The organism is Pedobacter sp. UYP1 (genome assembly GCF_040547305.1).
Taxonomy (GTDB): domain Bacteria; phylum Bacteroidota; class Bacteroidia; order Sphingobacteriales; family Sphingobacteriaceae; genus Pedobacter.
In genome coordinates this window covers 1-22849 of the sequence record NZ_JBEPPL010000012.1, presented here as the reverse complement: position 1 = coordinate 22849, position 22849 = coordinate 1, and the positions used below count along the sequence as shown (strand labels likewise).

General features: G+C 37.9%; 17 protein-coding genes. 7 read left to right on the top strand and 10 right to left on the bottom strand.

Annotated elements, in window-relative coordinates; translation table 11 throughout:
* Positions 1–417 precede the first annotated feature (417 nt).
* Complete coding sequence (locus ABIB30_RS19900) at positions 418–711, bottom strand: hypothetical protein (protein ID WP_354304790.1); 294 nt, start codon at positions 709–711, stop codon at positions 418–420.
* A 646-nt stretch (positions 712–1357) separates the two neighbouring features.
* Here ABIB30_RS19900 and ABIB30_RS19895 point away from each other — a divergent pair.
* Entirely contained in the window at positions 1358–1888 is a 531-nt protein-coding gene (locus tag ABIB30_RS19895; protein ID WP_354304789.1) for a hypothetical protein, read from the top strand.
* A 205-nt stretch (positions 1889–2093) separates the two neighbouring features.
* Here ABIB30_RS19895 and ABIB30_RS19890 read toward each other — a convergent pair whose 3' ends face one another.
* On the bottom strand, positions 2094–2543 hold the full coding sequence (locus tag ABIB30_RS19890; protein WP_354304788.1) for a hypothetical protein: 450 nt from the start codon (positions 2541–2543) through the stop codon (positions 2094–2096).
* A complete protein-coding gene (locus ABIB30_RS19885; RefSeq protein WP_354304787.1) occupies positions 2509–3291 on the bottom strand; it encodes a hypothetical protein in 783 nt (260 codons plus the stop codon). The genes ABIB30_RS19890 and ABIB30_RS19885 overlap by 35 nt, the downstream gene beginning before the upstream one ends.
* A gap of 254 nt (positions 3292–3545) precedes the next feature.
* Here ABIB30_RS19885 and ABIB30_RS19880 point away from each other — a divergent pair, with 254 nt between their 5' ends.
* Positions 3546–4082 carry a hypothetical protein gene (locus ABIB30_RS19880; RefSeq protein ID WP_354304786.1) on the top strand — a complete coding sequence of 179 codons (537 nt, stop codon included), beginning with the start codon at positions 3546–3548 and terminating at the stop codon, positions 4080–4082.
* A gap of 12 nt (positions 4083–4094) precedes the next feature.
* On the opposite strand, the gene ABIB30_RS19875 is transcribed toward ABIB30_RS19880, so the two are convergent.
* The 5 genes from ABIB30_RS19875 to ABIB30_RS19855 all read right to left on the bottom strand — a co-directional run bounded on the left by ABIB30_RS19875 (position 4095) and on the right by ABIB30_RS19855 (position 9034).
* Positions 4095–4751 (bottom strand): TetR/AcrR family transcriptional regulator, encoded by a 657-nt coding sequence (locus ABIB30_RS19875; RefSeq protein WP_354304785.1) that lies wholly within the window; start codon positions 4749–4751, stop codon positions 4095–4097.
* A gap of 86 nt (positions 4752–4837) precedes the next feature.
* Positions 4838–6880: a conjugal transfer protein MobC gene (gene mobC, locus ABIB30_RS19870; RefSeq protein ID WP_354304784.1), complete on the bottom strand. Its 2043-nt coding sequence runs from the start codon at positions 6878–6880 to the stop codon at positions 4838–4840.
* Positions 6881–6890: 10 nt separating this feature from the next.
* Entirely contained in the window at positions 6891–8147 is a 1257-nt protein-coding gene (locus ABIB30_RS19865; RefSeq protein ID WP_354304783.1) for a relaxase/mobilization nuclease domain-containing protein, read from the bottom strand.
* Complete coding sequence (locus ABIB30_RS19860; RefSeq protein WP_354304782.1) at positions 8132–8539, bottom strand: plasmid mobilization protein; 408 nt, start codon at positions 8537–8539, stop codon at positions 8132–8134. Before ABIB30_RS19860 ends, ABIB30_RS19865 begins: the two co-directional genes overlap by 16 nt.
* A 210-nt stretch (positions 8540–8749) precedes the next feature.
* A complete protein-coding gene (locus tag ABIB30_RS19855; RefSeq protein WP_354304781.1) occupies positions 8750–9034 on the bottom strand; it encodes a helix-turn-helix domain-containing protein in 285 nt (94 codons plus the stop codon).
* Between the two features lie 698 nt (positions 9035–9732).
* Here ABIB30_RS19855 and ABIB30_RS19850 point away from each other — a divergent pair.
* The 4 genes from ABIB30_RS19850 to ABIB30_RS19835 all read left to right on the top strand — a co-directional run bounded on the left by ABIB30_RS19850 (position 9733) and on the right by ABIB30_RS19835 (position 16756).
* The gene (locus ABIB30_RS19850; protein WP_354304780.1) at positions 9733–10833 is read left to right on the top strand and encodes a hypothetical protein; all 1101 of its coding nucleotides are present in this window, start codon (positions 9733–9735) and stop codon (positions 10831–10833) included.
* 194 nt (positions 10834–11027) lie between these two features.
* Entirely contained in the window at positions 11028–11933 is a 906-nt protein-coding gene (locus ABIB30_RS19845; protein ID WP_354304779.1) for a hypothetical protein, read from the top strand.
* A 162-nt stretch (positions 11934–12095) separates the two neighbouring features.
* Positions 12096–12596, top strand: a complete 501-nt coding sequence (locus ABIB30_RS19840) for a hypothetical protein (RefSeq protein ID WP_354304778.1) — start codon at positions 12096–12098, stop codon at positions 12594–12596.
* A 38-nt stretch (positions 12597–12634) separates the two neighbouring features.
* Entirely contained in the window at positions 12635–16756 is a 4122-nt protein-coding gene (locus tag ABIB30_RS19835; RefSeq protein WP_354304777.1) for an NACHT domain-containing protein, read from the top strand.
* 324 nt (positions 16757–17080) lie between these two features.
* Here the strand turns inward: ABIB30_RS19835 and ABIB30_RS19830 are convergent, their stop codons facing one another.
* Both ABIB30_RS19830 and ABIB30_RS19825 read right to left on the bottom strand, forming a co-directional pair.
* Positions 17081–18838: a UvrD-helicase domain-containing protein gene (locus ABIB30_RS19830; RefSeq protein WP_354304776.1), complete on the bottom strand. Its 1758-nt coding sequence runs from the start codon at positions 18836–18838 to the stop codon at positions 17081–17083.
* Positions 18829–21000 (bottom strand): ATP-dependent nuclease, encoded by a 2172-nt coding sequence (locus ABIB30_RS19825; protein ID WP_354304775.1) that lies wholly within the window; start codon positions 20998–21000, stop codon positions 18829–18831. Before ABIB30_RS19825 ends, ABIB30_RS19830 begins: the two co-directional genes overlap by 10 nt.
* Positions 21001–21643: 643 nt before the next feature.
* Between ABIB30_RS19825 and ABIB30_RS19820 the strand changes: the two genes are divergently transcribed.
* Positions 21644–22216, top strand: a complete 573-nt coding sequence (locus ABIB30_RS19820) for a hypothetical protein (RefSeq protein WP_354304774.1) — start codon at positions 21644–21646, stop codon at positions 22214–22216.
* Positions 22217–22849 lie beyond the last annotated feature (633 nt).

The following is a 22849-nucleotide window of genomic DNA, read 5'->3' as shown; positions in this document are numbered from 1 at the left end:
GAAGAATCTAATCTTTTGCATTGCCGTTAATAATTAATTTCCAAAATTATTAAGTAACGGAATTGGGAATACCCTGAATTGGGAATGGGCTCCAATCTCGCCACCCGCCCCTGCCGGAATGAATCAGCGAGGAAGCACCATGCCCAGATCAGGGCACGATCTTCACTCTTTCCAGGCATTCACATTCTTGGCAGGGACGGTGCATGGTTAAAATTTGACCTTAATTTTTAAAGGTTGGTTACACTTTAGGATAGTTTAGGGTGGTTGATTTTTAATCTTCATAATTTCCGTTTAGTTGGTTGTATAGTATGTTGTGGTTATTGAAGTCTGTGATTTGATTGATCGAAACAAAGCAGGGCGACGCTACCAGAACCTTCTGTCGAAGAGGTCGCCCGCTTTGCAGTAACTTATATTAATCTATGGCTCATTTGTTGGCTTCGGTAAATAGCCCTCCTTTACTCCTTTTATATAGGAAACTTCTAGGAACTCAATAAGCTGCTCATGGAATAGTAACATCCCTAAAATATCAGATGGTTCAGCATATACATTAATATGCTTTATCCATGTACGAAATAATGAACAAATATTTTGTCTAGCCTGTGGTATGGAATGCACACTAAAGAATATCTTAATAGCGTAATCAGGATCAGCGATATAGTTTTCAGGCAGTTTATGAGGTTGAAAATTCAAAACCTTAATATAATCTTCCATCTTTTTATTTTTAATCGTGCGTGAATAAAAGGAGATTTCTAAATAGAAAAGACAAAGCAAGGCGGGCTCTCGTTGCTAAAAAAACGAAGCCGCCTGCTTTGCTATACTGAAAATTAAATTGGATTTTTAGGTTTAAGAGGAAACATTTTACTGGATGGGGTGATACCAATGACTGTTGTCAAAATCATATCATTACCATTCACGATTATCAGATGAATATCAGAACACTTAGATTGTAATAATTTATGTTTTCTCATAGCTCGTAAGTCTACGAGCCTCGATGGTGATAAAATAGGCAGGGCCTTACATACCACCGCATCTTAGTTGACAGCCAAGAACGTGGATTTATAGCAAGGCCCATACCTATCTTAAAGGCAAATATATGCACTTTAAGGTGATATGGGCATTTTATCTTACTACCTCGCGTTCTTGGCTGTCAAACTTTTTGCGACGAGACTCTTAAAAAAAATGCCTTCCTTTTATAGAAAGATGCTTTATATATAAAATGGTTTAGTTTAAATTACTCATAACCAAAGATATAAAAATTAATGACTTATTCAAAATATTTTTGAATAAATGCAAGTAACACGCAGATAATTGCTGTTTCAACCATGCATGCCTACTTTTAAAGAAAGTTGGAAGGAAATTGAAAGAGAAAGCACCAGAAAATTCGTTAGGCATTTATTTAACTAATAGAAAGATTGGTAATATAGAAATTTATGCTAAAACGAATATTCCAACTTCAGACCTTAGTCGCTTAAGAAGCGGTAAAATAAGTTCGATTCCCGCCAACAAGTTATATTTAATTTCTTTAGTTTCTGAAGAGCCAATTGGTAAGATAGTTGAAATCATTTACCCTAATTTAAATCTAGTTAGTAACCGCACCAGTCAACAAAAATCAAAAGAAAAATTCACTAAGCTAGGAACTTTGTTAATATCCGTACATAATGAGATAAACAGTTTAACTTCTATCTCCCTTAAAACTGGAATTAAATTACCGAGATTAAAAGACCTTATTAAAAAAGAATCAGCCGTTATCTTAGCACATGAACTATACTTGATTGAGCTAGCGACTGAAGCCAAGGTTGGATCTTATTTTGAAAGGCTCTTCTCTGGACTTCAGCTTAATAGTAGTAAAATGCAAGAGAAGCTGAAAGTTGAAGAAAGAAATAGATGATCTAAAATAACATAATTAACCCTGCATGGTAAAAAATGCTTTACATTGGATCACTAATTTATTGAATGATTTCCTGGAAATTTCAAAATCTGAAGAAAGTGCCTAATAACACACTTAACAATAAAGATTAGGTCAATTTTGAATATCAGTCTAAATTGTCCATATACTTAATATTGTAATTTAAAAGAGTTGCATTTCTCAGCAATTACCCATCTTCCCCATTTTTCGGCACTTTCAAAACCTGTGGTATATGTCTGTTATTACTCTTTATAAAGTATATCAAATTCCTCTTCTCACACTCGTCTAATGTATCCAGCACCTTATTATTGTGGTTTAGTAAAATTGTGTCTTTCAAAAAATAACCATTATGTCTCGTTTTAAAAATGAAGTTACTCAGTTTTAAACTGTCAATATTAGAAATTTCATTAAATGTGGGCACTTGGGCAAATTGCCTCTTCTCGTCATAAGTGTGGCAATTAATACATCCAACATGCAATTCTATACTTTGTGCTTTTCCAAGATCCAATTGACAGGTATCCTGAGCTACTTTAGATATGTTGTTTGCAACTGTTTGCTCATGTCCTCCATTTGTACATGAAAAGAATACTAACACAAGGAAACTACCTAAACTTACTTTTATTATATTTAATACCATTTTTAATCTTGTTTAAGAAAATGCGGAGATTCGCTACCGTATTTAAATTAGGGTTTGAATATGGTGATGAATACATTTCATCTAAATTTCTGATTATGTATCTATTCATAATCAGCCTTTGGTCATTTGTCACCTCCATATGGCCTGTTCCAGCATACTCATACATTAGGTTTTTTGTTGCGGTTTTACCTTTAAGGTCACTTAACTTCAACGCATGAAAAAACTCATGTGCTCCAAGATAAGGATACCTTCTCCAGGTATCGTAAGAAATGGATGATGGGCCACCTCCAAAAACTGTTAGTCCACCACTCACGGCACCATCCGTTTTATATGATATAGCATCTACAACAGCCAACACAAAATCATTTCCAGATAATTGACTTAGCATAGTTATCTGTTCTAACTTTATGATGTAGTTAAGATTGTATGCCACTGTATATATATCGCTATCATTAGTAAACTTCTTCTTAATAGAATCAAATTTATGCAGAAATACACTTCCGGTAAGTCCACTACCACCGTTTAGTTTTTCAGAAATGATTGATCTAGTCGAATTCATTAAACGGTGTAACTGATTGGCACCTTTGGTAGTTAAATCAAAGACTTTCAGGGTTACAGTTACATCACCTGACACAGTTAGCATCCGGCTCCCATTATCTTGGATTTTAAGGTGATTACAAGTAATCCCACCAGATAGTTTTTTTTGTTGGGCAACAGAAATAATGTTTGAAAGCTCTGCTAATCTCATGTTTTATTTAGTTACAATAATTATATGCTAATTATTTCCTTTACACGGTTGATTATATTCAAGATACTAAAATTTACATTTATAAAAAATTCATTTTCAATTAGATGGAATTATATATAAATATTGAATGAATATTACTAAATTTAAGATAGAGGCGTTTTTTAGGTAAATAAATTCATTATCTCATTCCACACTTACAAAAACTATGCGGATTGGCCACTCAATTAGAGATTATTAATTTTAATTCTCCATTTATGAAAAATCTTCTGTTAATCGTTGTCTGTATTGTATTTGTCGGTTGCTCATCAAAAGAGCTAAGTAGAGAGAAGGCTTTGGAATTAATCGTTCAAAGCAAGAAATATCCTCAAGTATATGATAAAGATATTTTTGCAGGAGATCCTGAACATGCTGAAAAAGCTAGTAAGACAAATTTAGAAAAACTGGGTTATATAACTTTTAACCGTCAACGAAAATTTCTCGACGATAGACCATACATTGAATTTACTCCAAAAGCGAAACCCTTTTTCCTTGAAACTCCAAAAAGTGACCAGGAAAATCAAGTTCAGAAAATTAAAATTTCCGATGTAGTTTTAGGAGAAGTAACAGGGGTAAAAATGTTAAATGAAAACAAAAGTGCTGTTGTAGAATATACTATAAAATATATTAACATCACTCCTTTTGTTGAACTATATCCAGGAAAATTTACACAAACTGACACCATTAAAGCTTATTTTTCCCTATTTGATGACGGATGGAGAATTGAAAATAAACCAGGCTCAGAATTTATGTAAAGTCTTCTAGATTCATTTTATTGGCTTCTTTTGTTTTCCAGCATGGTTATAAGTATCATCAATAACCCTGAAAATAACATTCTTAATGCGTGTAATTCCTTCCTGTGAACTAACATCTATTTCGCAAAAGAGGCTGTTAGCCTTTTTCGCATGTAATACAAGAAAGTAAATTCCTCCAATTAATAACGCTACAGTTGCCCGTAAATCGACATCAGTGTCTTTGAAGTTGTAGTCCGCTAATTTGAATAGAATACTGCCAATTTCTTCACGCTCCTCACAAACCTCCGAAATTACAGGACTGTTTTCACTAACCTGCCAAAGGACGAATTGTTGCATATCAACATTCGCATTAAAGTAATCGAAATAATCTAACAATTGGTTTTGAGAGTCTTTTTTTCCGAAATCACCACTTTTTTCACGTACTAATCTTTCTGCTTCTGCGGCAAAGATCACCCAATAGTCTTTTGTCTTTACATATGTCTCAATCAAATTATTAACTGTTCCAAAGTAATCATAGATCAATTTTCTATTTACTCCGGCTATTTTTTCAATTTTTACAAGTTTAAGTCCTGAATAACCATCACTCCTGATGATTTGACCTACTGCATCTAATAATTTAAGTTTGGTTATTTCTTTGTTTTTGAGTGCGCCATCATATTTTCTGGCCATAACGCTATTTCTGATTAAATGAAAATAGTTATTCTCCATGGACATATCAAATCTAATTTTAAGAGACTTTCAATAATTTGTTTAGACTATCGTGAAACACTAATTGGCGGGGGTATTTCTCCTTTTTGGTCATCAGGCTCTTTAGCAGGAACGGGAGATTCAGTGGGAACAGGATTTCGGGCTAATATCTTTTGAAGTTCACTTTCAAATAATTGATCAATATCTCTTTTAATCCGGGTATAATTCTCAATAATATCTCCATAGCTTACCTTCTCAATGATCGGAATTGGCTTAAAATTATCTTCTTCTTGCTTTATTGCCACATGATCATTTTGAATCTCACAGTGAAACATTTTCAATTTTATTTTGGATTCAGGGTTATCTGTTACTATGCCAACAAACTCACCAGACGATAAAGATGCTATCTTAGAAGCAGGAATAGCATAATCAAGTTGAGTTGACTTGGTAATAGAAGTATCTGAACTATTGATGCTCATACTATCCCTATCTTGCATTATTTTACCAAATGTTTCTGACAAAACTTTTGCTGTATCGCCAGTTCCCTGGCCACTGATGATATTACCAACGATACCAGTAATTACATTAGCGTGTTCAGCACCATAATCCTTTTTAAGTTGTTCTAGACTTTGAACCGCTAAAGTAGTACTGACAAAATTCGCCCTGGCTGTGGCCAAAACACCATCAATACCGGAACCACCTATATAAATAGTAGGAAATTCGTCAAAAATCAAACTACTTTTTAACTGCTTTTTACGATTTACTAATTTTAGCATCCGGGAGATATAAAGAGAAAGTACCGCTCCATATATCTGAATTTTAAGTGGATTATTACCCATACAGATGATTTTTGGCTCTTTTGGGTTATTGACATCCAATGTGAAGTCATTACCACTTAACACATAATATAGTTGCGGAGAAGAAAGTCGAGCAAGGCCAATTTTTGCAGATGCAATTTGCCCCTCCAATTGTTCCTTTGCTTTGTTGTGTAAAGCAGAAATAAAGGGGTTAATGAGAGCTTTAATTTCTTCTTCCTCTTGTAAAACAGCAAACAAGGGACCATATTCTGCCTGCATTAGTTCTATCACATGGGGTAAAGTACAGTATTTACCATTTTGGTATTTTCTCAAATACCAGATAATAGCTGTCAGGAAATTAATTGGACTTTCCACGAAAAAATCACCAGACCGCTTCAACCAGTCCTTGTTCAACCCCATCATAATTGTACGGCTTGCCTCTGCTGCATCTGTTATATCATCCATACTTTGTGGATCTAACGGGTTACATCTGTGGGTACGATCAAGATCATCGAAGTTTATTACATAGAATTTTGGCTTGATTTTATAATTACCCTGGTATCTTAAAAGACCGTTGTAGGCTATTTTTGAAAGGTCATCAAATTTAAAATCGTATATAAACATAGAAAAACCCTTTTTAAGATGTTGGTTAATAATGTGGCGTATTACAAAATATGTTTTACCAGCACCGGGCGTACCAGTAATTAATATTCCGCGAAAAGGATTTATAATATTAATCCAGCTATCACGGATTTTGTTCCTCAATTTATACTTAGCAGGGAGATTAATTGAAAATTCATTTTCTAAAATTCTTTCTTCTTGTGGAAAGGTTTCATTCTCCTCATTGAATATGTCTTTATTGAGTTTATCTTTTATAACTCTTGATAAAAGTCCCCCACCCATGAGAATTAAGATGTATCCTAATGAGGTTGTTCCGATATAAGCAATAGCAATTATTGAGGGCTTAGCATTTAAATAAAACCAGAGTATACTGATGAAGTAAAATAGTAGTCCAGCAATTAAATAGGCTAGAATTTTTTTTATGTGAATTTTCTCCTCCTTTTTTCCATTCACTCCAAAAAGAGCAATCGACAGAAAAAGTAAACTAGCAAGTTTTGGCCTTAACAAACCATTAAACAATCCGGTTTTTGAGATATTTTGAATAATCTTATCTGTAATTTCTGCTGTCCATCCCCATTGTTTAAAGGCCAAATAACAACATAGATAAAAATGCATGCTAATTATAAAAATACTGATAAGCCTGGTAAATTCTGTAATTTTCCTAAGGCTTTGAATGTCTTCTCCCGTATTCATAAATTATTATTTATCTGGTTAATCCTTTTTTTCTTTTTTTCCTTTTCTTTGGTATTGGGTCATAATCAATCTCCGGTTTACCAAAAATGTCACCAAGCGATAATGAGTTTGTTTGTATTGAAGTTAGATTCGGCCTTAATGAATAATCTTTATTGCTTTTTAAATAGCTTTCCCGTCCATTTACAGGCTTCAGATATGATTTAAAGGTATTAGAAGTGCCAACCATCAGTGAAACGGCATTAGCACTGTAAAGCTTACCTAAATCACTTCCATTAAAAACGGTCTTATTGTTATGATCGACAAAAGTTGTCCCATAAATACGGCCTTGCTCATTGATTCTTAGTATAAGGCTAATACCTTGTTTTTTCAGTTCTGAAACAAGGTTCTCCTTTGTTATACTTTGGTAAACACTAAGTACTTTGTTAATTCTTTTTAATAGATCATGCTTTGAGGGCTTTCGTAATTCAGAATTTTTATCATACCTCTTCTCCAGATTTAGTAATGTCGGTTTACTATAAAAAGAACTGGCTTTGATCGGAACACCTATTTTTTTGCCGTTCCTATCGATAATAGAATAAATCAGGCCCTTTTTCTTGTAAATTTCAGTTTCTTCAGCCCCTCTTTCTGCGATAACATTAAAGATCTTTAATACTGCATTTAATTCCGCAAGTGAGGTGTATTTGTATGAACCCACTACCGCACTGAGCACATTGCTTATAGACTTTTTTGTTGGTAAACGACCATAGGTAATAATAGTCTGATCGATAGGGTTAATACCTTGCTCAGCACTATACCTTTTGCTTTCTGCAATAACAAGATTAAAATCCTTTTCTATTTTCTTTCTTGCTGGCTCTGAAGCCAGCCTCCCTATATTGTGGGTTTTAATCGGTTCACCATTTCGTTGAATGCTTGTTGTTGCTATATGGATGTGTTCATGAGCTGCATCATTATGCCTATAAACTAGGAAAGGCTGATCACCGAAACCGATCGAGTCCATGTAAGCAATTGCAATATCTTGCATTTTGGTATCATCAAAATTTTCGCTCGAATGGAAATTAAGTGAGATATGCAGTGCATTTGTCTTAACACTCGGTTTAAGTGAAGTTAAATGTTCAAATCTTTTTAATTTATGCTCAAAATCCATGTTTTCAACTTCTCCTGCAAAACCGCTTGCTAAAATTACCCTGGCATCACCGGTCATAACTTTGTTTTCGTTATAATGAAGAATCCCCCTAATGCTTTTCCCGATTTTTATTCTTGCAACCATTTTTCAGCTAGTTTAGAAATCAGGGTAATTAGTCTTTCGATTTTAGGTTCAATTTCTCTATAGATTTGTGCGGTCTTACTTGAATGAAAAGATCGTTCAATCGGGTTTTGGCTGATGTGGAAACTATGGGTTTGTTGATTAATATTGACCCCAATGCTCTTAATCTCTTTCCGGATAAGCGCCATTTCTTCCATCGGCGCATTCATGGAAATATCTTTATGCAAGAGTTTTATAGGACGATTAGCGATAATCTTCCTGACCACATCACCGATGGATTTGCAATCGCTCTCAAGCCATAAATCAGCAACCTTTTTATACTGCTTTTCAGTTAATCGGATAATAATTGGATGGCTTAAAATCTTATCCTGATCTTTTGCTTTGTTTCTTGCCATAAATACACTTATTATTGACTTCAGGATCACGAGTTCCGAGTGAGCCTCTGTCCTTTATAGGACAGCAAAGAGATTTTCGTATACGAAAATACATCTTTGCTAAACACTCGGGTGTTTGCAGGTAGCCCATAGATCAGTGGTGCTGAACTTGGATTTTTACTTGATTAATGGTTGTTGGGATTGTAGTATTTCGATCTGTTTTTGTAAAAATCAGTGGCGACCACTTTTGTTTTTTCCCTCGATCAATGCCGCCACATCATCGTACTTGTAAAACATCAAGCCACCGACTTTGCTAAATTTTAGTGTTCCCGAATCACGGAGACTTTGTAACGTTCCGGATGAGATGCTTAATAGTTTACGTACTTCGTAGCTTTTTAGCCACTCTTTTTGCTCACTGTTTTTATGCAGCTTTTGCCCTGGTCTTCTTAGTTCCGAAAACAGTTCCTGTTTGAATTGTTCCCAATCTTCTTTGGTTATAAATTCGATATTTGCCATAACATGCGTTTTAAAATGATAACTCAAAATTGGGGATGACAAATGAGAGTTTTTGGGTACCACTTAGGTAGTACCCAAAAATAAATAGGATTCTAATCTAATAATTGAACTATTTATAATGAAGAATGCGACAAAGTATGCAAGACAAATGAACATATAAATAATGACCGCTCACGGTATTCGGCATTATTTCATATTAAGTTTCGCTCATGGGTTCTTGCATTGGTTAATTTTTACAACTCTCATTAAAAGATGATTTTTAAGCTGAGATAATTCCGAAGCTTGTGTAACTTCTCAATTCAATAATGAAAATTTAGTTGGAGTCCTCTCTTGGTTCCAATAGAGATTACTAACTTACTATATTAAAGTAAAACTTAGAATCGTGGTTAAATTGATACAAACGATAGAGTTTTATTGCTTAAATTGATAATTTGTTATACCTACTAATAACGATTAACTATAACCACTCAATGAACATTGTCATTTACGGCTACTAAAAGCCTTACAACCTATGTCTATAAAAGCAATAATTATATTAATTTAGATGACGCATCCATCAACCATTATATTAAAAGCAATTTTTGTGCGGTTATCTGGGTTTAACACAAGCAACTTCTATCTTTAGATTGTGAAAACAGGATTTACTGCACTAATGCTACAAAATACACCCAACGCCTTCAATAACTTAACCAACACATATGACTTTCTTAGATATTATCAGACATCCTTTGACAAACCTACCTGTTTCATATTCAGGTTCATTCCGCGAGATGCTGAAAGAAAGAATCAGCGTTTTCGGTAGGATGATTGACGGCTCAACAGATCTAAGCGGAGAGCTAAATGGCAGGCCATTTGATTCACTAACCTTTAAAAAGCGCAGCAAAATGCTTCGGGAAGGAATTCTGAAAGCAATTGATATCTATTACGACGGGAAACCGAGTGACGCGTACGAAACGCTAAGCAATACCTTAAAGCAAACCAATATATCGGAATTTCTTGATAAAAACCATGAGCTCCAGGCAGGGAAAAACCTATATAGGATTCGTACTTCTTCGAAAAATTATGCACTTTCCAGACAGGAGCTCTTCCACATCCCCTTCCAGCTTCGAAGCAAGGTAAGTACCCAGAGATATTCTATACCCGGTCTTCCTTCCCTTTATGTGGCCAATTCAATCTATGTGGCCTGGGAGGAACTCAAAAGACCTGCAATGTCAGAAATCCATGCCAACAGGCTAACGAATAAGAACCCAATGTTACTGTTAGATCTTACCAGCGATATCTTTTCCAAAAACGATCACCTAATCGATAATGATTCCCATGGTCTTGATTTATTGTATAAAGTCACCATATGGCCATTAGTAGCCGCATGCTCAGTAAAAGTAAAAGAACCAAATGATCCTTTTAAACCCGAATACATTATCCCACAACTGCTCCTTCAATGGGTCAACAAAAACAAAGTGATGGGCATAAAATATTCATCTACCCATATTGATATGTCAAGTTCGGGGCACAAAGGCAGTTTTTATAATATCGTATTCCCGGTCCACACTTTCAACTTGGAAAATGGCTACTGCCCCGTACTGTCAACCTGGTTTCAATCAACAGAAGTCCTCCCATTGCAACTTCGTGGTTTTATTACACAGTCTGACCGGCTCAGCCACCAGTCTTCTATTTCCAGCTTTGTCAACTACGACATTCAGGAAATCTGCTTGATAAAAGGAACTTTACAGCCTTACTCTTCCACTATTTTTGGAATATTGGAGCATAACCTTAATGGCCTTGAACCGGAAAATTTTTAAAAGTTATACCGAAAAGCATACCAATGAAAAGAAATATCGATATTAACACCTACAAAAATTTCATTCCCATATATCTAGAAAAGCGAAGAGATTTTTGGCCTCAATAAAAAGTCAAAGTAACCACGAGATATTAAAAGAAGTTTCTACTTGAAAGTAACGTCAAAATCTGTAAATTAGCTATTTAGTCGCTCAATATGTCAATCAATTTAAAAGACACCCAAGCCATAACTACCCTTTCCGGACTGCTTTATGATTTTCTGCCAGCCAATCCCCACCCTCATGGAGACCCCACAATTTCTTTTGGAGGATGTGTCAAAAAATGCGGTATAGGGAATTTATATCAGGGTGGTAGCAAAAAGATTGCAATATCTACGCTGCTACAAAACACCCTGGAACACGCCAAAGGGAAATTCTGCGTATTGATGTCAACTATTCTTCAGACAGCGATGGTCTACCGCAACAACAAGGGAAATCCGATATCAAGGGAGGAAATATTAGCCATCAATAAAAGCATACAGGATATTGGCTTTAAAATCCCGGAATTATGGGATCCTGAATTCTTGAGAAGCCTGATGAGTGCTAAGCCTGAAAAGGTTGAGATAAAAAAAGAGACTAACCCAGAGACGATAGCCAGGCTTAAGTCCGAATTCATATCATTGACATCCCTTGACCCTCATAAAAGAGGTTATGCTTTTCAGGATTTCCTAATCAGGTTGTTTGATGCATTTGTGCTTCAGCCCAAAAAGTCTTTCAGGATTGTTGGTGAGGAAATCGACGGTAGTTTTGACCTCAACCAGGACACCTACCTGATGGAGGCCAAGTGGCATGCAGAGCAGACAGCGGAAGCTGACCTTTTAATTTTTAGCGGAAAGGCTATCTGGTCCAGGGGACTTTTTGTGAGTTATTCCGGATTTACCCAACAGGCACTCAAAGCATTTGCGGCTGGAAAGCCGACGAACCTGATCGGTATGGATGGACAAGATATCTTTTTTATTCTAGAGGGGTGCATGACATTGCAGGAGGCGATCTTTGCAAAGGCGAGAAGGGCGGCTGAGACCAATTCATTCTTCACTTCGGTATTTGAATTAGCGAACCACTAACCTGAAGGGCTTTGCGCTTTCCTGGAGTCCTGCTTGCTATGCAGCTTAATGCGTAACAAACCCACGCTGCATTTTCAGCATAATTGAGGCCATTTTTGCTGTTGCAAGCCTTAGCAAAAACCATTATTAATCCTGATTTATCCATACGCAAGAAAAGAATTTATGATGCTTTCCCTAACCCCTGATTTAAAGCCTACAGATATCGCCATCATCGTATCGATTGCTGCCTTTATCATCAGTTTGCTCAATTATCGGCTTAGCAAAACTTTAAATATCAGAAATCAGCTCTACACCGAGAAATTCAAAATATATGAAAAAATCACAGGAAATATTTATGAGTTTATGGAGATCATTGACCGGGTATCCAGGGCAAAAAAAAGGGATGGGCTGACCGAGGAACGCCTTCTGGATTTTGCAGATCAAATCGATGCCAAAGCGCTGGAACTAGATGCGCTATACGCGAAAGCTCATCTGATAGTACCCGATTCGATACTTAAGCGACTTGATGATTTAATGGAATATCTTATTCATGAACATGAGGATAGTAAATTTTCCGAGGTATTTGAAATTCATGAGGAAAAAATAAGGGCCCTTGCCAAACAGCTAATATTTTCTTTCCGTAAGGATCTGGGAATACAAAAACTCAATACCAGGATTAATTAAGATTTCTCATTACTAATTTTTACACGAGGCTCAAAAAAATGATCAGCAGACTTAATTTCGATAAGCTTACCTGGGAGGAGTTTCAACAACTAACTGTTTATCTCGCTCAGGAAGAGTATTCCCTCCCCGCTTTTGAAGAATTCTTAAAGAAAGGTAGCAAACAGGATGGAATAGATATTATAAGCTTTGACAAAAGGATTGGAAAATTTTTCACCATACAGTGCAAACATGTAAAGGCTATTAATACAACGAAGGTACAAGCGATTATTACCGAGTTTGAACAAGGTTCTTTTTTGAACACCTCCGATCGTTTTTTGATCTGCACCTCCGCAGATCTGCAGCAGACCAGCATTCAAAGCTATCTTAATGAGCAAAAGCTGGGAATGCGAAATGACTATGGCATTGAGCTCATCGTCTGGGACGGGAATTACTTAAATTCCATACTGGCCAAATATTACAGGATTGTAAGCCGCTTTTTTGGAATAGAAGATGCTGAAAAACATTGCCATGGAAAACTCTTCCAAAAAACCAAGGTATTTCCTCAGGAAAATTTCATCAGCCGTAGCATCTCTGCATTGGGACAGGATAATGAAGAATCAATTTGGGGCCGCCGGAAAGAGCGGAAGCCGATTTTTCTTTCAGAACTGATGAGGGAGAATCCACTGGTTTCAAGAAAAATCTGTCTTTTGGCTGATGCTTATGAGGGTAAGAGTGTATTGTTGAAGCAAACGGCTTATGAACTGTCTGTTGGGTTTCCGGGTTTTGAGACGATTTTGATCGAGCTCAAGTCCGTAAACATAAGGGCGATAGATGAAATTCTTAAAGCCAACGCGGACACCTGGAGGGAAATCCCATCAAAGGACCTGATTGTCATCATTGATGGCCTCGATGAGGTGCCAACAGACCTGTTTATCGAAACGACTGATCACATTGGCGAGTTTATTCATCAATATCCGAACGTCAATATTATATTCTCCTGTAGAAAATCTTTCTTTCAGCGGTACAATCTTCATAGTAAGTTAAAGGAAGTAAATTTTTTCACCATTGACCCTTTGGGTTACTACCTGATCCAACAATACCTGTCATCAAAACTGCCCGAGCAGCAGGTTGACGCATTCAACAAAAAAATCAAAAATTTAGGGATTGACGATCTCCTACATCACCCCTTTTACCTGGTTATGTTGGCCAGTTGGTTTGCCGAGAACCCCAGAAACCTTCCCTCCAGTAAGATTGATATTGTATCAAAATTTATTGATGAATCCCTATTGATTTCAGCGAACAGAAAACTATCGGGGGGAAATCTGTTCTTACAAAGAAAGATGGACTATCGCCGGGCGCTTAAAAAGCTGGCGCTAGCTTTCCAACTAGCCGGACTGAATGCTGCAGATGAGGACTTTATACAACAATTATTTAACGCTAAGCAGATAGAACTTTTTCAGCACAGTGCCTTGTTATCTTTAGAAAATGGCAAGTGGTTCTTTCAAAATGCATTACTTCAGGAACAACTTGCTGCCTTGGCGCTGATTGAAGAGGAAGTCAAGATTTTTGATTTTATCTGCTTAGGCAAAGAAATCAAGAAGATTCGTCCGAAGTGGATCCAGACTATTGCTTCGGTAATATCAATGCTTGGCGAGCAGGATCCATTGCGTGAAACACTGGTCACCATTATCAAAAATGACAACATTGAGCTACTTACCTATAGTGATAGCAGTAAGTTTACCTCCGCATTCAGGCTTGAAATCCTAACAACCATACTGAATAACTGTATTCATCGCAGCTCCCGTCCGATACGGATTGACGAGGATGATATTGCGCAGTTTATAGGTAATGAGCCGACAACGCTCCGATACCTCCTCTCGCTTCTTCGTCCGGATATCCATGAGGTGGTCAAGGTCACCGTATGCCGGATCATAAGGGAGTTGTCTCTGAATAATGAACTGGCTAGCGATTACCAGAAAAAAGCATTTGAAGAACTTAAAAGTTTATCGGATCCATATTATGGAAAGCTTTTGATGAACGTCTTTTCATTTTACGGGGAAACCGGGCTAGCGGTTACGAAGACTGCGATGGAAAGGGTGGACCTGTTAGCGAAACATGAATTCCGTGAGGGAATTTATAAATATCTTATTGCAAAAAATCTTGTAGATGAACATTATCAGTTTGGCCTCGATGGTTTTGGTTCGCTGATCAGTTATAATAAATCCATAAGGCATAATGGATCTGAGCAAAAGATCGGAGAGTTTTTATTGGCGACCAGAACGCCTGAAAATCTGAGAAAGCTCTTTAATCTTGTCGGTACATCTGCGTGGTTGTCTTTTTACGCCCACCGTACTGATGCGCTAGGTACTTTTATTTCAGGTCTGGAATCCACTGCAACTTTAGTGTACGCACAGGATCGGAACATCATTTTCCCCTTGGTTGATCTTATGTCAGTATTGGGAAGGAAGGCGATCAGGGATGAATTCTCTCAAATGGGTGAATTTTTCAAAAACAATGGCACCAAAATGATTGCCCTGAAGATATTGCTGCTGGATCCGGAGGGACATTATCACTACGAATTTTCCAATATCATTGACCGCGACTGCATGTCCTATCTGCTTTATGCACATGAGGAGGGCTTAATTTCCAGAGGTACATTAAATTCTTTCAGAAGCGGCCTTTATTTAGCGAAAAATTTCGAGGAGTCCAGCTATTTTAGGGAACAGATAGAGGATGCTTTTGGAAAACCGGAAATCAAGGGGGACCCTGCTGACAACTATTATCAGCAATCACAGGAAGTAAAATTTCAGAACGACCTGAAATATGTTCAATCGCTAGAACACTTCCGGGAGGGCGTAATATCGTTTTTTGGTGCTTATGGTAGAAAGTCCCTACCCTACGAGGACTTGTACATTGACTATGATAGTAAACCTAAGCGGTTCAAGACAGATTCAGAATTGATGTACAGGTTTCTTAGCAACCAGATGACTGATAAGAAAATAGTCTTTCTTAAGGATTGTTTAAAGGTGCTGGAGGATCCTCAACAATTCGAGTTTATCAGGGCGGCGTTAATCCTTGGTTTTAATTTCAATGCGAGACCCGAAGAAGAGCTATTTAAATCAATTGCTGCTGATTATTTCAATGAAGAGATATCGCGGGCCAACTTTAAGAATGCCTTTTTTATTGAAAATAACATGCTGCATTGGCGTCAAAAGGAATTATTGCTTGCGAGGCTTTGGAAGCGATTTCAGATGAGCAGTGAGGAAGGGTTTCTTTTGGATCTGCTCTGGATGGACAGAAATGGAATGCGGGGACTTGAGCATCACAAACTTAACAAAATTGAGTCTATTGCTTCGCTACTAATTAAATTCTTTGATCAAAAGAAGCAATTGTTACAAGCCAAGGTAATAGCCAATATGAGGGATGGAATCAATGATTCGATGGTATTGGGCACACATATTGGGTTGTGCCGGAACCTTAAGATATTTGAGTCGGTTGATTTGATCTATGAGGCCATTATAAGTGGGAGACTCAAAGACGAATTATATGTTGGGTTAGACATTTTCCTTGAACTCGGCGGTGATGCAGAAACGCTCCTGCAAGTTTTACGTTCCTTAACAGACTATAATAATCATAACTTTTTGCATGCGGTCAAATTACTTTATGCCAGGTTTCCAGAAGAGGTAAGCGCTGTTATTCTTTCACAATTCGAGACTGATAAACTTACGGATGACACCAAAATGTCGCTGGCGAAGTATCTATCAGCAATGGGAGAAAAAAAAGGTTTTATGTTTATTATGGCAAAAATCAGGGAAACTAAGCTAGCGCCTTACCATATCCAAAGTGGATTTAAGATCTGCATGGTTGATACCGGCTGGGCTCTTGATGAAATGGATGATCTGATTTATCTGTTACTTACTAAAGAGAACGATCGGTGGCGGTTTTATGAAACGGCTAAGCATTTTCTACTGGAAGTGATCAACGATTTTGCGGCGAAAAGTGAGGGAGATCTGTTTTTGGTAGAGCATTTTCTTAGAAAAAAAATGGTTGAGCTTACTCCGGATTTTGAGTTGGCACACCATCTTTTGTGGTATATCGAAAGGGCCTATGAGGATTTTAGAAATGCTGAAGTAGAGCCTATGAAAATCTCAAAAATCAGGTTGCTGCTTGAAGAACTATAAAGGAACTTTGCCATCTTTTTAATCTGATCATTTTCAGTTTACGAAATGGCTTAGTAAATAAGTGTTCGTTCCCTTCAAGTATTTAAATCTGAGAATTATAATACCAATTAATGATCATTTGAATTCGCTTTTATTCTTGAAGGCAATGATTGCCTATGAGAATCGCTTTTCTTATCAACGTAAAAAGCCAGATAGGTAATATAGATAGTATGGAGTTCGAAAACTGTCTACAGAAGACTTATGGAATGTATTCCTTACTTGAGTCGTTCTCCAAAATCGGACTATACATACCCGCCAATATAGAAGCGGGTATGAATAAAAATCTTAAACCTGAACAATATCAAAACGGCCAGAAAGGCTCGCTTCTTTCACAGCATCGAGCGAAGGAATAGAAATGAACAGCCGCTCACGCGCTCTGCTTACTGCAACATAATTGACCCGTTGTTCTTCTAAACTTAAATCTGGATTGGTTACGAAAGTCAGATCGGCTTCTTTTTTGAGCACGACTAAAACGTTGTCGAATTCATCCCCTTTTGCCTTATGGATCGTTCTGCTCAGCGAATCATCTTCCGGTATATTAATGCAGTCAGCAATCTGGTCATAGCTATATCCATCATAAAACATTCTCGCAGCACCCCTACTCACCGCAGGCATAGCCGGCGCTACAACCGCTTTGACCAGCTCATAAAACCTGAACATCGGTTCGGCACGATAGCGGTCATAATCTGAAAGCAAGTCTACCAGTTGGTTCAGAGCAGCCTTTTTCCGCTCAGTTTTATCTTTGATATGAAAAAGGTTTTTGCCCATCAGAACAATTGCATCCTTAAATCTTTTCTGCCTGGCAAATTCAACTGCGCTGGCAGCGTTGAGAATAGTCCGCCTCCTGTCACTATTGGATTCCTTATTGGACCATTCGGCTATCAGATTGATGGGCGGATGCGAGGATGACTGCCTGCGCAGAATGTTGGAGGTTATATTGTTCCTGCTTAAAGCGGTAAACGTTCCAATCCCGCAGACCGTTTGCACATGTTCATAGCCTTTTCCCATCTCTCCGACCAAAAGGGTCACGGGCATCAAATCCACTGCCCTTACTGGGTGCTGGATCATTGCCGGACGAATTGCATTTAGAAAGGTAACGATCTGATTGGAACTGCGCCTATTGTCCCGGATGAGATATTCCGCAATCTCGGGTAGATCAAAATCGGTAAACAGAGAAGGCAGTGCACCCTGGAAGCTGTATATCGATTGGGCAACATCTCCGATAATCCCAATGAGGGTGTCTTTTGCACCGATCAGTTTTATGATGGCGCTTTGAATGGGACTGGTGTCCTGAAACTCATCAATAAAAAAGTAAGGAAATTTAGCCCTAAGCAGTGTCAGAATGAATGGGTATTTCTTTAGCAGCAAAAAAGAGAAATACAGTACATCATCATGATGAAGGGTTCCCTGTGCCCAGAACGTCTTTTTATAACCGAGCAGATCCGGAGAGAGCTTGTCTAGACAGGCCACTTTTGACAGGTTCCGCCGGCTTGTCCCATCCATATAAAATGCGGCGCTGTTGTCGGTTACCATTTCAATTTCCGCGCCCCTTAGTTCATAGTGCAGGGAGGTCAGCCAGTTGCCTATTCCAGAGAGGTTGTTGTCCAATAGGATCATTTGGTTCAGGGTATATGGATGCCGAAACGAGGCAATGTTTGGATGTGTTTTTATCCAGTCAACGATCCGTTTTCGGCTGATGATGTGATCATCGTGGCCATCCATCCGCTTCACATTAAAGCCATGCTCGGCGGCGATGAAAGACATATAGGGTTTAAGAATATGTTTGTATAGAAACCCGTGGATCGTCGACACCTCTACACGGTCAGCAACAAAATCAAGCCGCTTGAGGATGGTATCTACCGCAACATTCGTGTAGGTTATGCATGCCGCCTTTTTGTAATTCCCGAGTCTATCGGAATTTTGCAGCACATTTTCAATGTGCCCCACAAGCCAGTGTGTTTTTCCGGCTCCAGGCCCTGCGGAGATCCTGAAGTGCTGATCGATTGGGATAAGGGCGTCCGATGAAATTTCTGTTACTGACATATAAAATCTATTGCATCTTTAATGTACTGTGGAACATTGAAATTGACCTGTAATTTGGAAGGGTTCAGCGGATCGTCCCCCGCCGGAGCGGTTTCGGGAAGCAATAGGTTAGTTTCTAAAAGATTCGCCAGTTCAAGCGCATTTTCGCCCTTGCCAACGGAGGCTAAATACCTCGAAGCGCAGATGGCCTTCATTTTTTCGGTATCCGTCCAGCCGGGATCCAACTGGGCAACAAGGGAATTCTCTAGCCTGATATTTTCCTTACTGTCCCTGAGCTCATCATACATTTGGGAAAGCGGCCCCTTAGCTCGGTAAATATTGAACATTTTTTTCAACTCGCCCAGGTTTTGCAGAGAATCCGTTAAGAGAATATCAGTGTCGAGATTATCAAGACAGAGCTCGTATTCAAAAGTCTTGCCCCTATTATGGTTCTGCCCGAAAAATCTTATATTAGAATGGGCTGAGTAATGTGCACATTTGGCCGCTACGTGATCCTTATATTCGAATGCCGCATGATCATGGTCATACTCAAAAGGATAACAGCTCGTGAAAGTACCGCCTGCCTTCTTTTTTCTTTCCGGGTCACGGTCTTTGATACAAGCCACAGCTTTTGGTATCGTAAATGGCAGGGCACTATCAAAGAGGTAAAGAAAATAATCGAAGAACCTCCCGCCCACAGGAATAATTGCCGTGTGAAAGTCTTCGAGGCTTTTCCCGCAGTATTTAGCCAGTGTTGGCAGGGTCAGCTGTTCAGCAAGCCCCTCCACGAAGATAACTTTCTGCGCGAAGAGCATATCAGAGCGGGTAGCATCCAAAAACCGCTGAACATAAGCCTTTGCCTTTTTTCCGTGTTCTGTATCAGGGAAGGTTTTGCCAGGGTATCCAACAGATAGCGTTCCTTTCTCATTGTGCAGGCAGATGATTTCATCGAGCGAAACCGCAGAGGTAATCTGGGTAGAATGTGTAGTCACAAAGATCTGTCGAACCTTTCTTTTGTCCTTATTCTCCTTTAAAAATTTAAGGAATTTATATTGCATCGCGGGATGGAGATGTGCTTCGGGCTCCTCAATGGCCAAGACCGGAAATACTTTGGCGTTGCTGCCGAGATATTTCCCATCGGAGTTGACCTGCATTTTCGCAAGCAGCAGCGACATAAAGATCAGGTTGTTATAACCGAGTCCATTATGCGTAGCGGGGATTTTAATATCGAGCAGATCATATCCTATGATAAGCTTAAGGGCAGAATACATGTCCACATCAGATATTGTTCCGTCAAAATCCGGCTTGGCGTTGTTAAAAGTTGCCCCCGTCTGATGTGCATAAGCCAGAATGTGTTCCTTGCCTGCCTTCATCCTCCTCTGCAACTCGGTGATCAGCGTCCCGGCACTGGTGGTAAATTCCTTTTTGATCTGCTTGATCTCGCTTTGCTTCTGCGCAAGCGTTTTGGTCGCTTCGTCTGCGGACTTGATTTCATAATCCATAAAAAAATCAAGGACGTCACGCAACATGGTGTTGCGGCCGGTAAACATATCCCGCTCAACATCCCTTATGGCGTTTAGAAACTGAAAATCGAATTTCTGCAGCGACTCTCCGTCGGCTGCAACCTGAAGGGAAGGCTCTCCGCCGAAAATTTTATACGAATAAAACCTCAGAAACTCGTGTTTTATGGTAAGCCAGGCTTCATCCTTGCTCACTACATGGCTAAGGGCTTCGATATAATCTCCCGTTTTTTCAACGGGAAGATAATACCGATAGGTCAACTTTGCCTCATAGGGTTCCTCCAGCTTGGTTAGCCAGTTGGATACCGTTACCAAGTCATCGCCGGTCAAATCCTCTTTTAAACTTTGGATAATATCCAGTGAAATAGTTATCGAGGGAGGCGAGGCCTGTAGCTCTGCAAGTGAGGCGTTTTTGGAAAAATCATCTACTTCAAGACGTTTTGGAGACTCTTGACTGATGAGAAGTCCAATAGCCCTGAGCAAACTCGTCTTTCCAGCATTGTTGTGCCCGATAATTACATTGATGCCGTCGTTAAAAAGTATCTCGTTATTAGGAAAATTACGGAATCCCTTAAGGGAAATTTTTGAAATGTACATGGTTTGAGAGTGTTTTAACAATTTAAATATAGAACATTTTTCTGAACAATATTTCAGTTCCTTCATAGATTTCGATAAAGCCTGTAGATAAACAAAAATACAGACTGATGTAAGAAAATTCAGAATTAGTGATTCCTTAATGGATACATGACTAATTCTGCTTTTTGTGTGTGAGCTCAAGTAAATTCTAATCAAAAAATACACAAAGTGGTTTAGCTAGATATCCATAACGTTTTCTTCGAAGAATTTAAAAACGTCATGCCTGGACTGCTGAACCAACGTTTTTTGTGTAAAAAGTAATTTCGCATACATATGAAGAGCAGAAGAAATAATAAGTTATTAATTATCAATTCAATAACTTATATTTGTTTACACAACAAATTGTTCTTTAAAATTAGTCATATCGTATCGAAATAACTGGTGCCCAATTTGGTGCCCAATCAGAAATGACGATTAACTATTATTTATAACTTGCTCATTTAGTATCGCTTGGATTATTAAGTTATTATCCCAGCGGGATCACAAGATTCAGTATCAAAACGTACAACCCCCTGCAAACTATAGTTTGTAGGGGGTTGTATTTTTCCGGGGACATCGAAATGTAGAATAGAACTACCTTTTTTTATTTGGATAATGTAAATCTTATTATAACAGTTATTCTTCTCAAATTCTTTTTAATATATCGTTAATGATGCATATTTTACGGCATATGAACGAATTAAGAGAAATCATTAAGAACTATAGTGCATTTAAGGAAGAATCAATCCTGGAAAACTTCAAATTTATCCATAACGGTAAAACTGGTTATTATGAATCTCTTGATTTAAATTATGGAAAGAGAAAGAACCTGATTCTCGAATTATATGAGGATTACAGCCATGATGATAAAGCTTTAATAAAAGTGCTGTTAGCTGAAGAACTCAAAGCATCAAAAATAGATTCGCCTGTTTATACTGTAGACCTTTGTGCCTTTATGCTTTATAAACACATGGAAATTGAAGATATTTATCAATTGTATGAGGCTAAATTTGGAGCTAATACTGATCTTCAGGTTTATGTAGATATTGAGTTGATTTTTGGATTTGATAAAGAAGAAACAAAGCAATATCTCCTTAACAAGCAGAAAGACAAACGGAAAAACAAGAAAATCCTCGAAGCAATTTCTTACTATGAGCAAAATCCAAATGCACAGTTCAGATCAAGAGCTGAGTATATTGAACATTTTGAAACCAGGAAAATTAAGGGAATCAAAGCTGACCTTGATGAAATAAATGAAAACTAAAAAGCGGCCAGACTGTGGCGATATATCCCTGTTTATGGATAAAAATGAGATTATTTGTCTGGATTTTGATACTATTTGGTCGAATTCGGATAGTTTATTTATTTAATTTTAAAAATCCATTAACAGAAAGTTACCAATGAATAATAATAACCTTTCTGCGAAGCCGCATTACCCGATATTGGATGGATTACGTGGCGTCGCAGCTATTATCGTAGTAACTTTTCATCTGACAGAACCGCTAGGAACCGCGTTAAAGAATATTTCTATCTCCTGCTACTTTCAACTTCATTCCGGATCAAGTCATAAACTTGTGGACCAGGGATTAAATTTCAAATTTTGGGTTTGATAGTTTTTGAGTTCAAAGCAACTGGTTACGATTCTTTAACAAGCTAATTACTTCCTGATTTTTCCAGGCTTGCTACTTTTACGAAAGTTCTCTGATGCCTTTCGGTTTCCCATTGATTGTTTCATTGTGCCCCTTACAGAACTTTTGAAACAACCTGTACTCCAAATTGCTGCTTTAAAAATGAAATCGTCAAGGATTCCCTTTGAAAATTTACCCGTTAAACTTCCCATAATAAATAAATGCCTTTCCACCAATGTAGGCTATTAGCGTTAAAGATTATCCTGATG

What these genes read in the sequence shown, in the direction of transcription:
- ABIB30_RS19850 (WP_354304780.1), top strand. Translation starts at nt 9,733, where the DNA reads ATGACTTTCTTAGATATTATCAGACATCCTTTGACAAACCTACCTGTT.
- ABIB30_RS19830 (WP_354304776.1), bottom strand. Translation starts at nt 18,838, where the DNA reads ATGTCAGTAACAGAAATTTCATCGGACGCCCTTATCCCAATCGATCAG.
- ABIB30_RS19835 (WP_354304777.1), top strand. Translation starts at nt 12,635, where the DNA reads ATGATCAGCAGACTTAATTTCGATAAGCTTACCTGGGAGGAGTTTCAA.
- ABIB30_RS19880 (WP_354304786.1), top strand. Translation starts at nt 3,546, where the DNA reads ATGAAAAATCTTCTGTTAATCGTTGTCTGTATTGTATTTGTCGGTTGC.
- ABIB30_RS19875 (WP_354304785.1), bottom strand. Translation starts at nt 4,751, where the DNA reads ATGGCCAGAAAATATGATGGCGCACTCAAAAACAAAGAAATAACCAAA.
- ABIB30_RS19865 (WP_354304783.1), bottom strand. Translation starts at nt 8,147, where the DNA reads ATGGTTGCAAGAATAAAAATCGGGAAAAGCATTAGGGGGATTCTTCAT.
- ABIB30_RS19890 (WP_354304788.1), bottom strand. Translation starts at nt 2,543, where the DNA reads ATGGTATTAAATATAATAAAAGTAAGTTTAGGTAGTTTCCTTGTGTTA.
- ABIB30_RS19820 (WP_354304774.1), top strand. Translation starts at nt 21,644, where the DNA reads ATGAACGAATTAAGAGAAATCATTAAGAACTATAGTGCATTTAAGGAA.
- ABIB30_RS19845 (WP_354304779.1), top strand. Translation starts at nt 11,028, where the DNA reads ATGTCAATCAATTTAAAAGACACCCAAGCCATAACTACCCTTTCCGGA.
- ABIB30_RS19900 (WP_354304790.1), bottom strand. Translation starts at nt 711, where the DNA reads ATGGAAGATTATATTAAGGTTTTGAATTTTCAACCTCATAAACTGCCT.
- ABIB30_RS19860 (WP_354304782.1), bottom strand. Translation starts at nt 8,539, where the DNA reads ATGGCAAGAAACAAAGCAAAAGATCAGGATAAGATTTTAAGCCATCCA.
- ABIB30_RS19885 (WP_354304787.1), bottom strand. Translation starts at nt 3,291, where the DNA reads ATGAGATTAGCAGAGCTTTCAAACATTATTTCTGTTGCCCAACAAAAA.
- mobC (WP_354304784.1), bottom strand. Translation starts at nt 6,880, where the DNA reads ATGAATACGGGAGAAGACATTCAAAGCCTTAGGAAAATTACAGAATTT.
- ABIB30_RS19825 (WP_354304775.1), bottom strand. Translation starts at nt 21,000, where the DNA reads ATGAAGGAACTGAAATATTGTTCAGAAAAATGTTCTATATTTAAATTG.
- ABIB30_RS19840 (WP_354304778.1), top strand. Translation starts at nt 12,096, where the DNA reads ATGATGCTTTCCCTAACCCCTGATTTAAAGCCTACAGATATCGCCATC.
- ABIB30_RS19855 (WP_354304781.1), bottom strand. Translation starts at nt 9,034, where the DNA reads ATGGCAAATATCGAATTTATAACCAAAGAAGATTGGGAACAATTCAAA.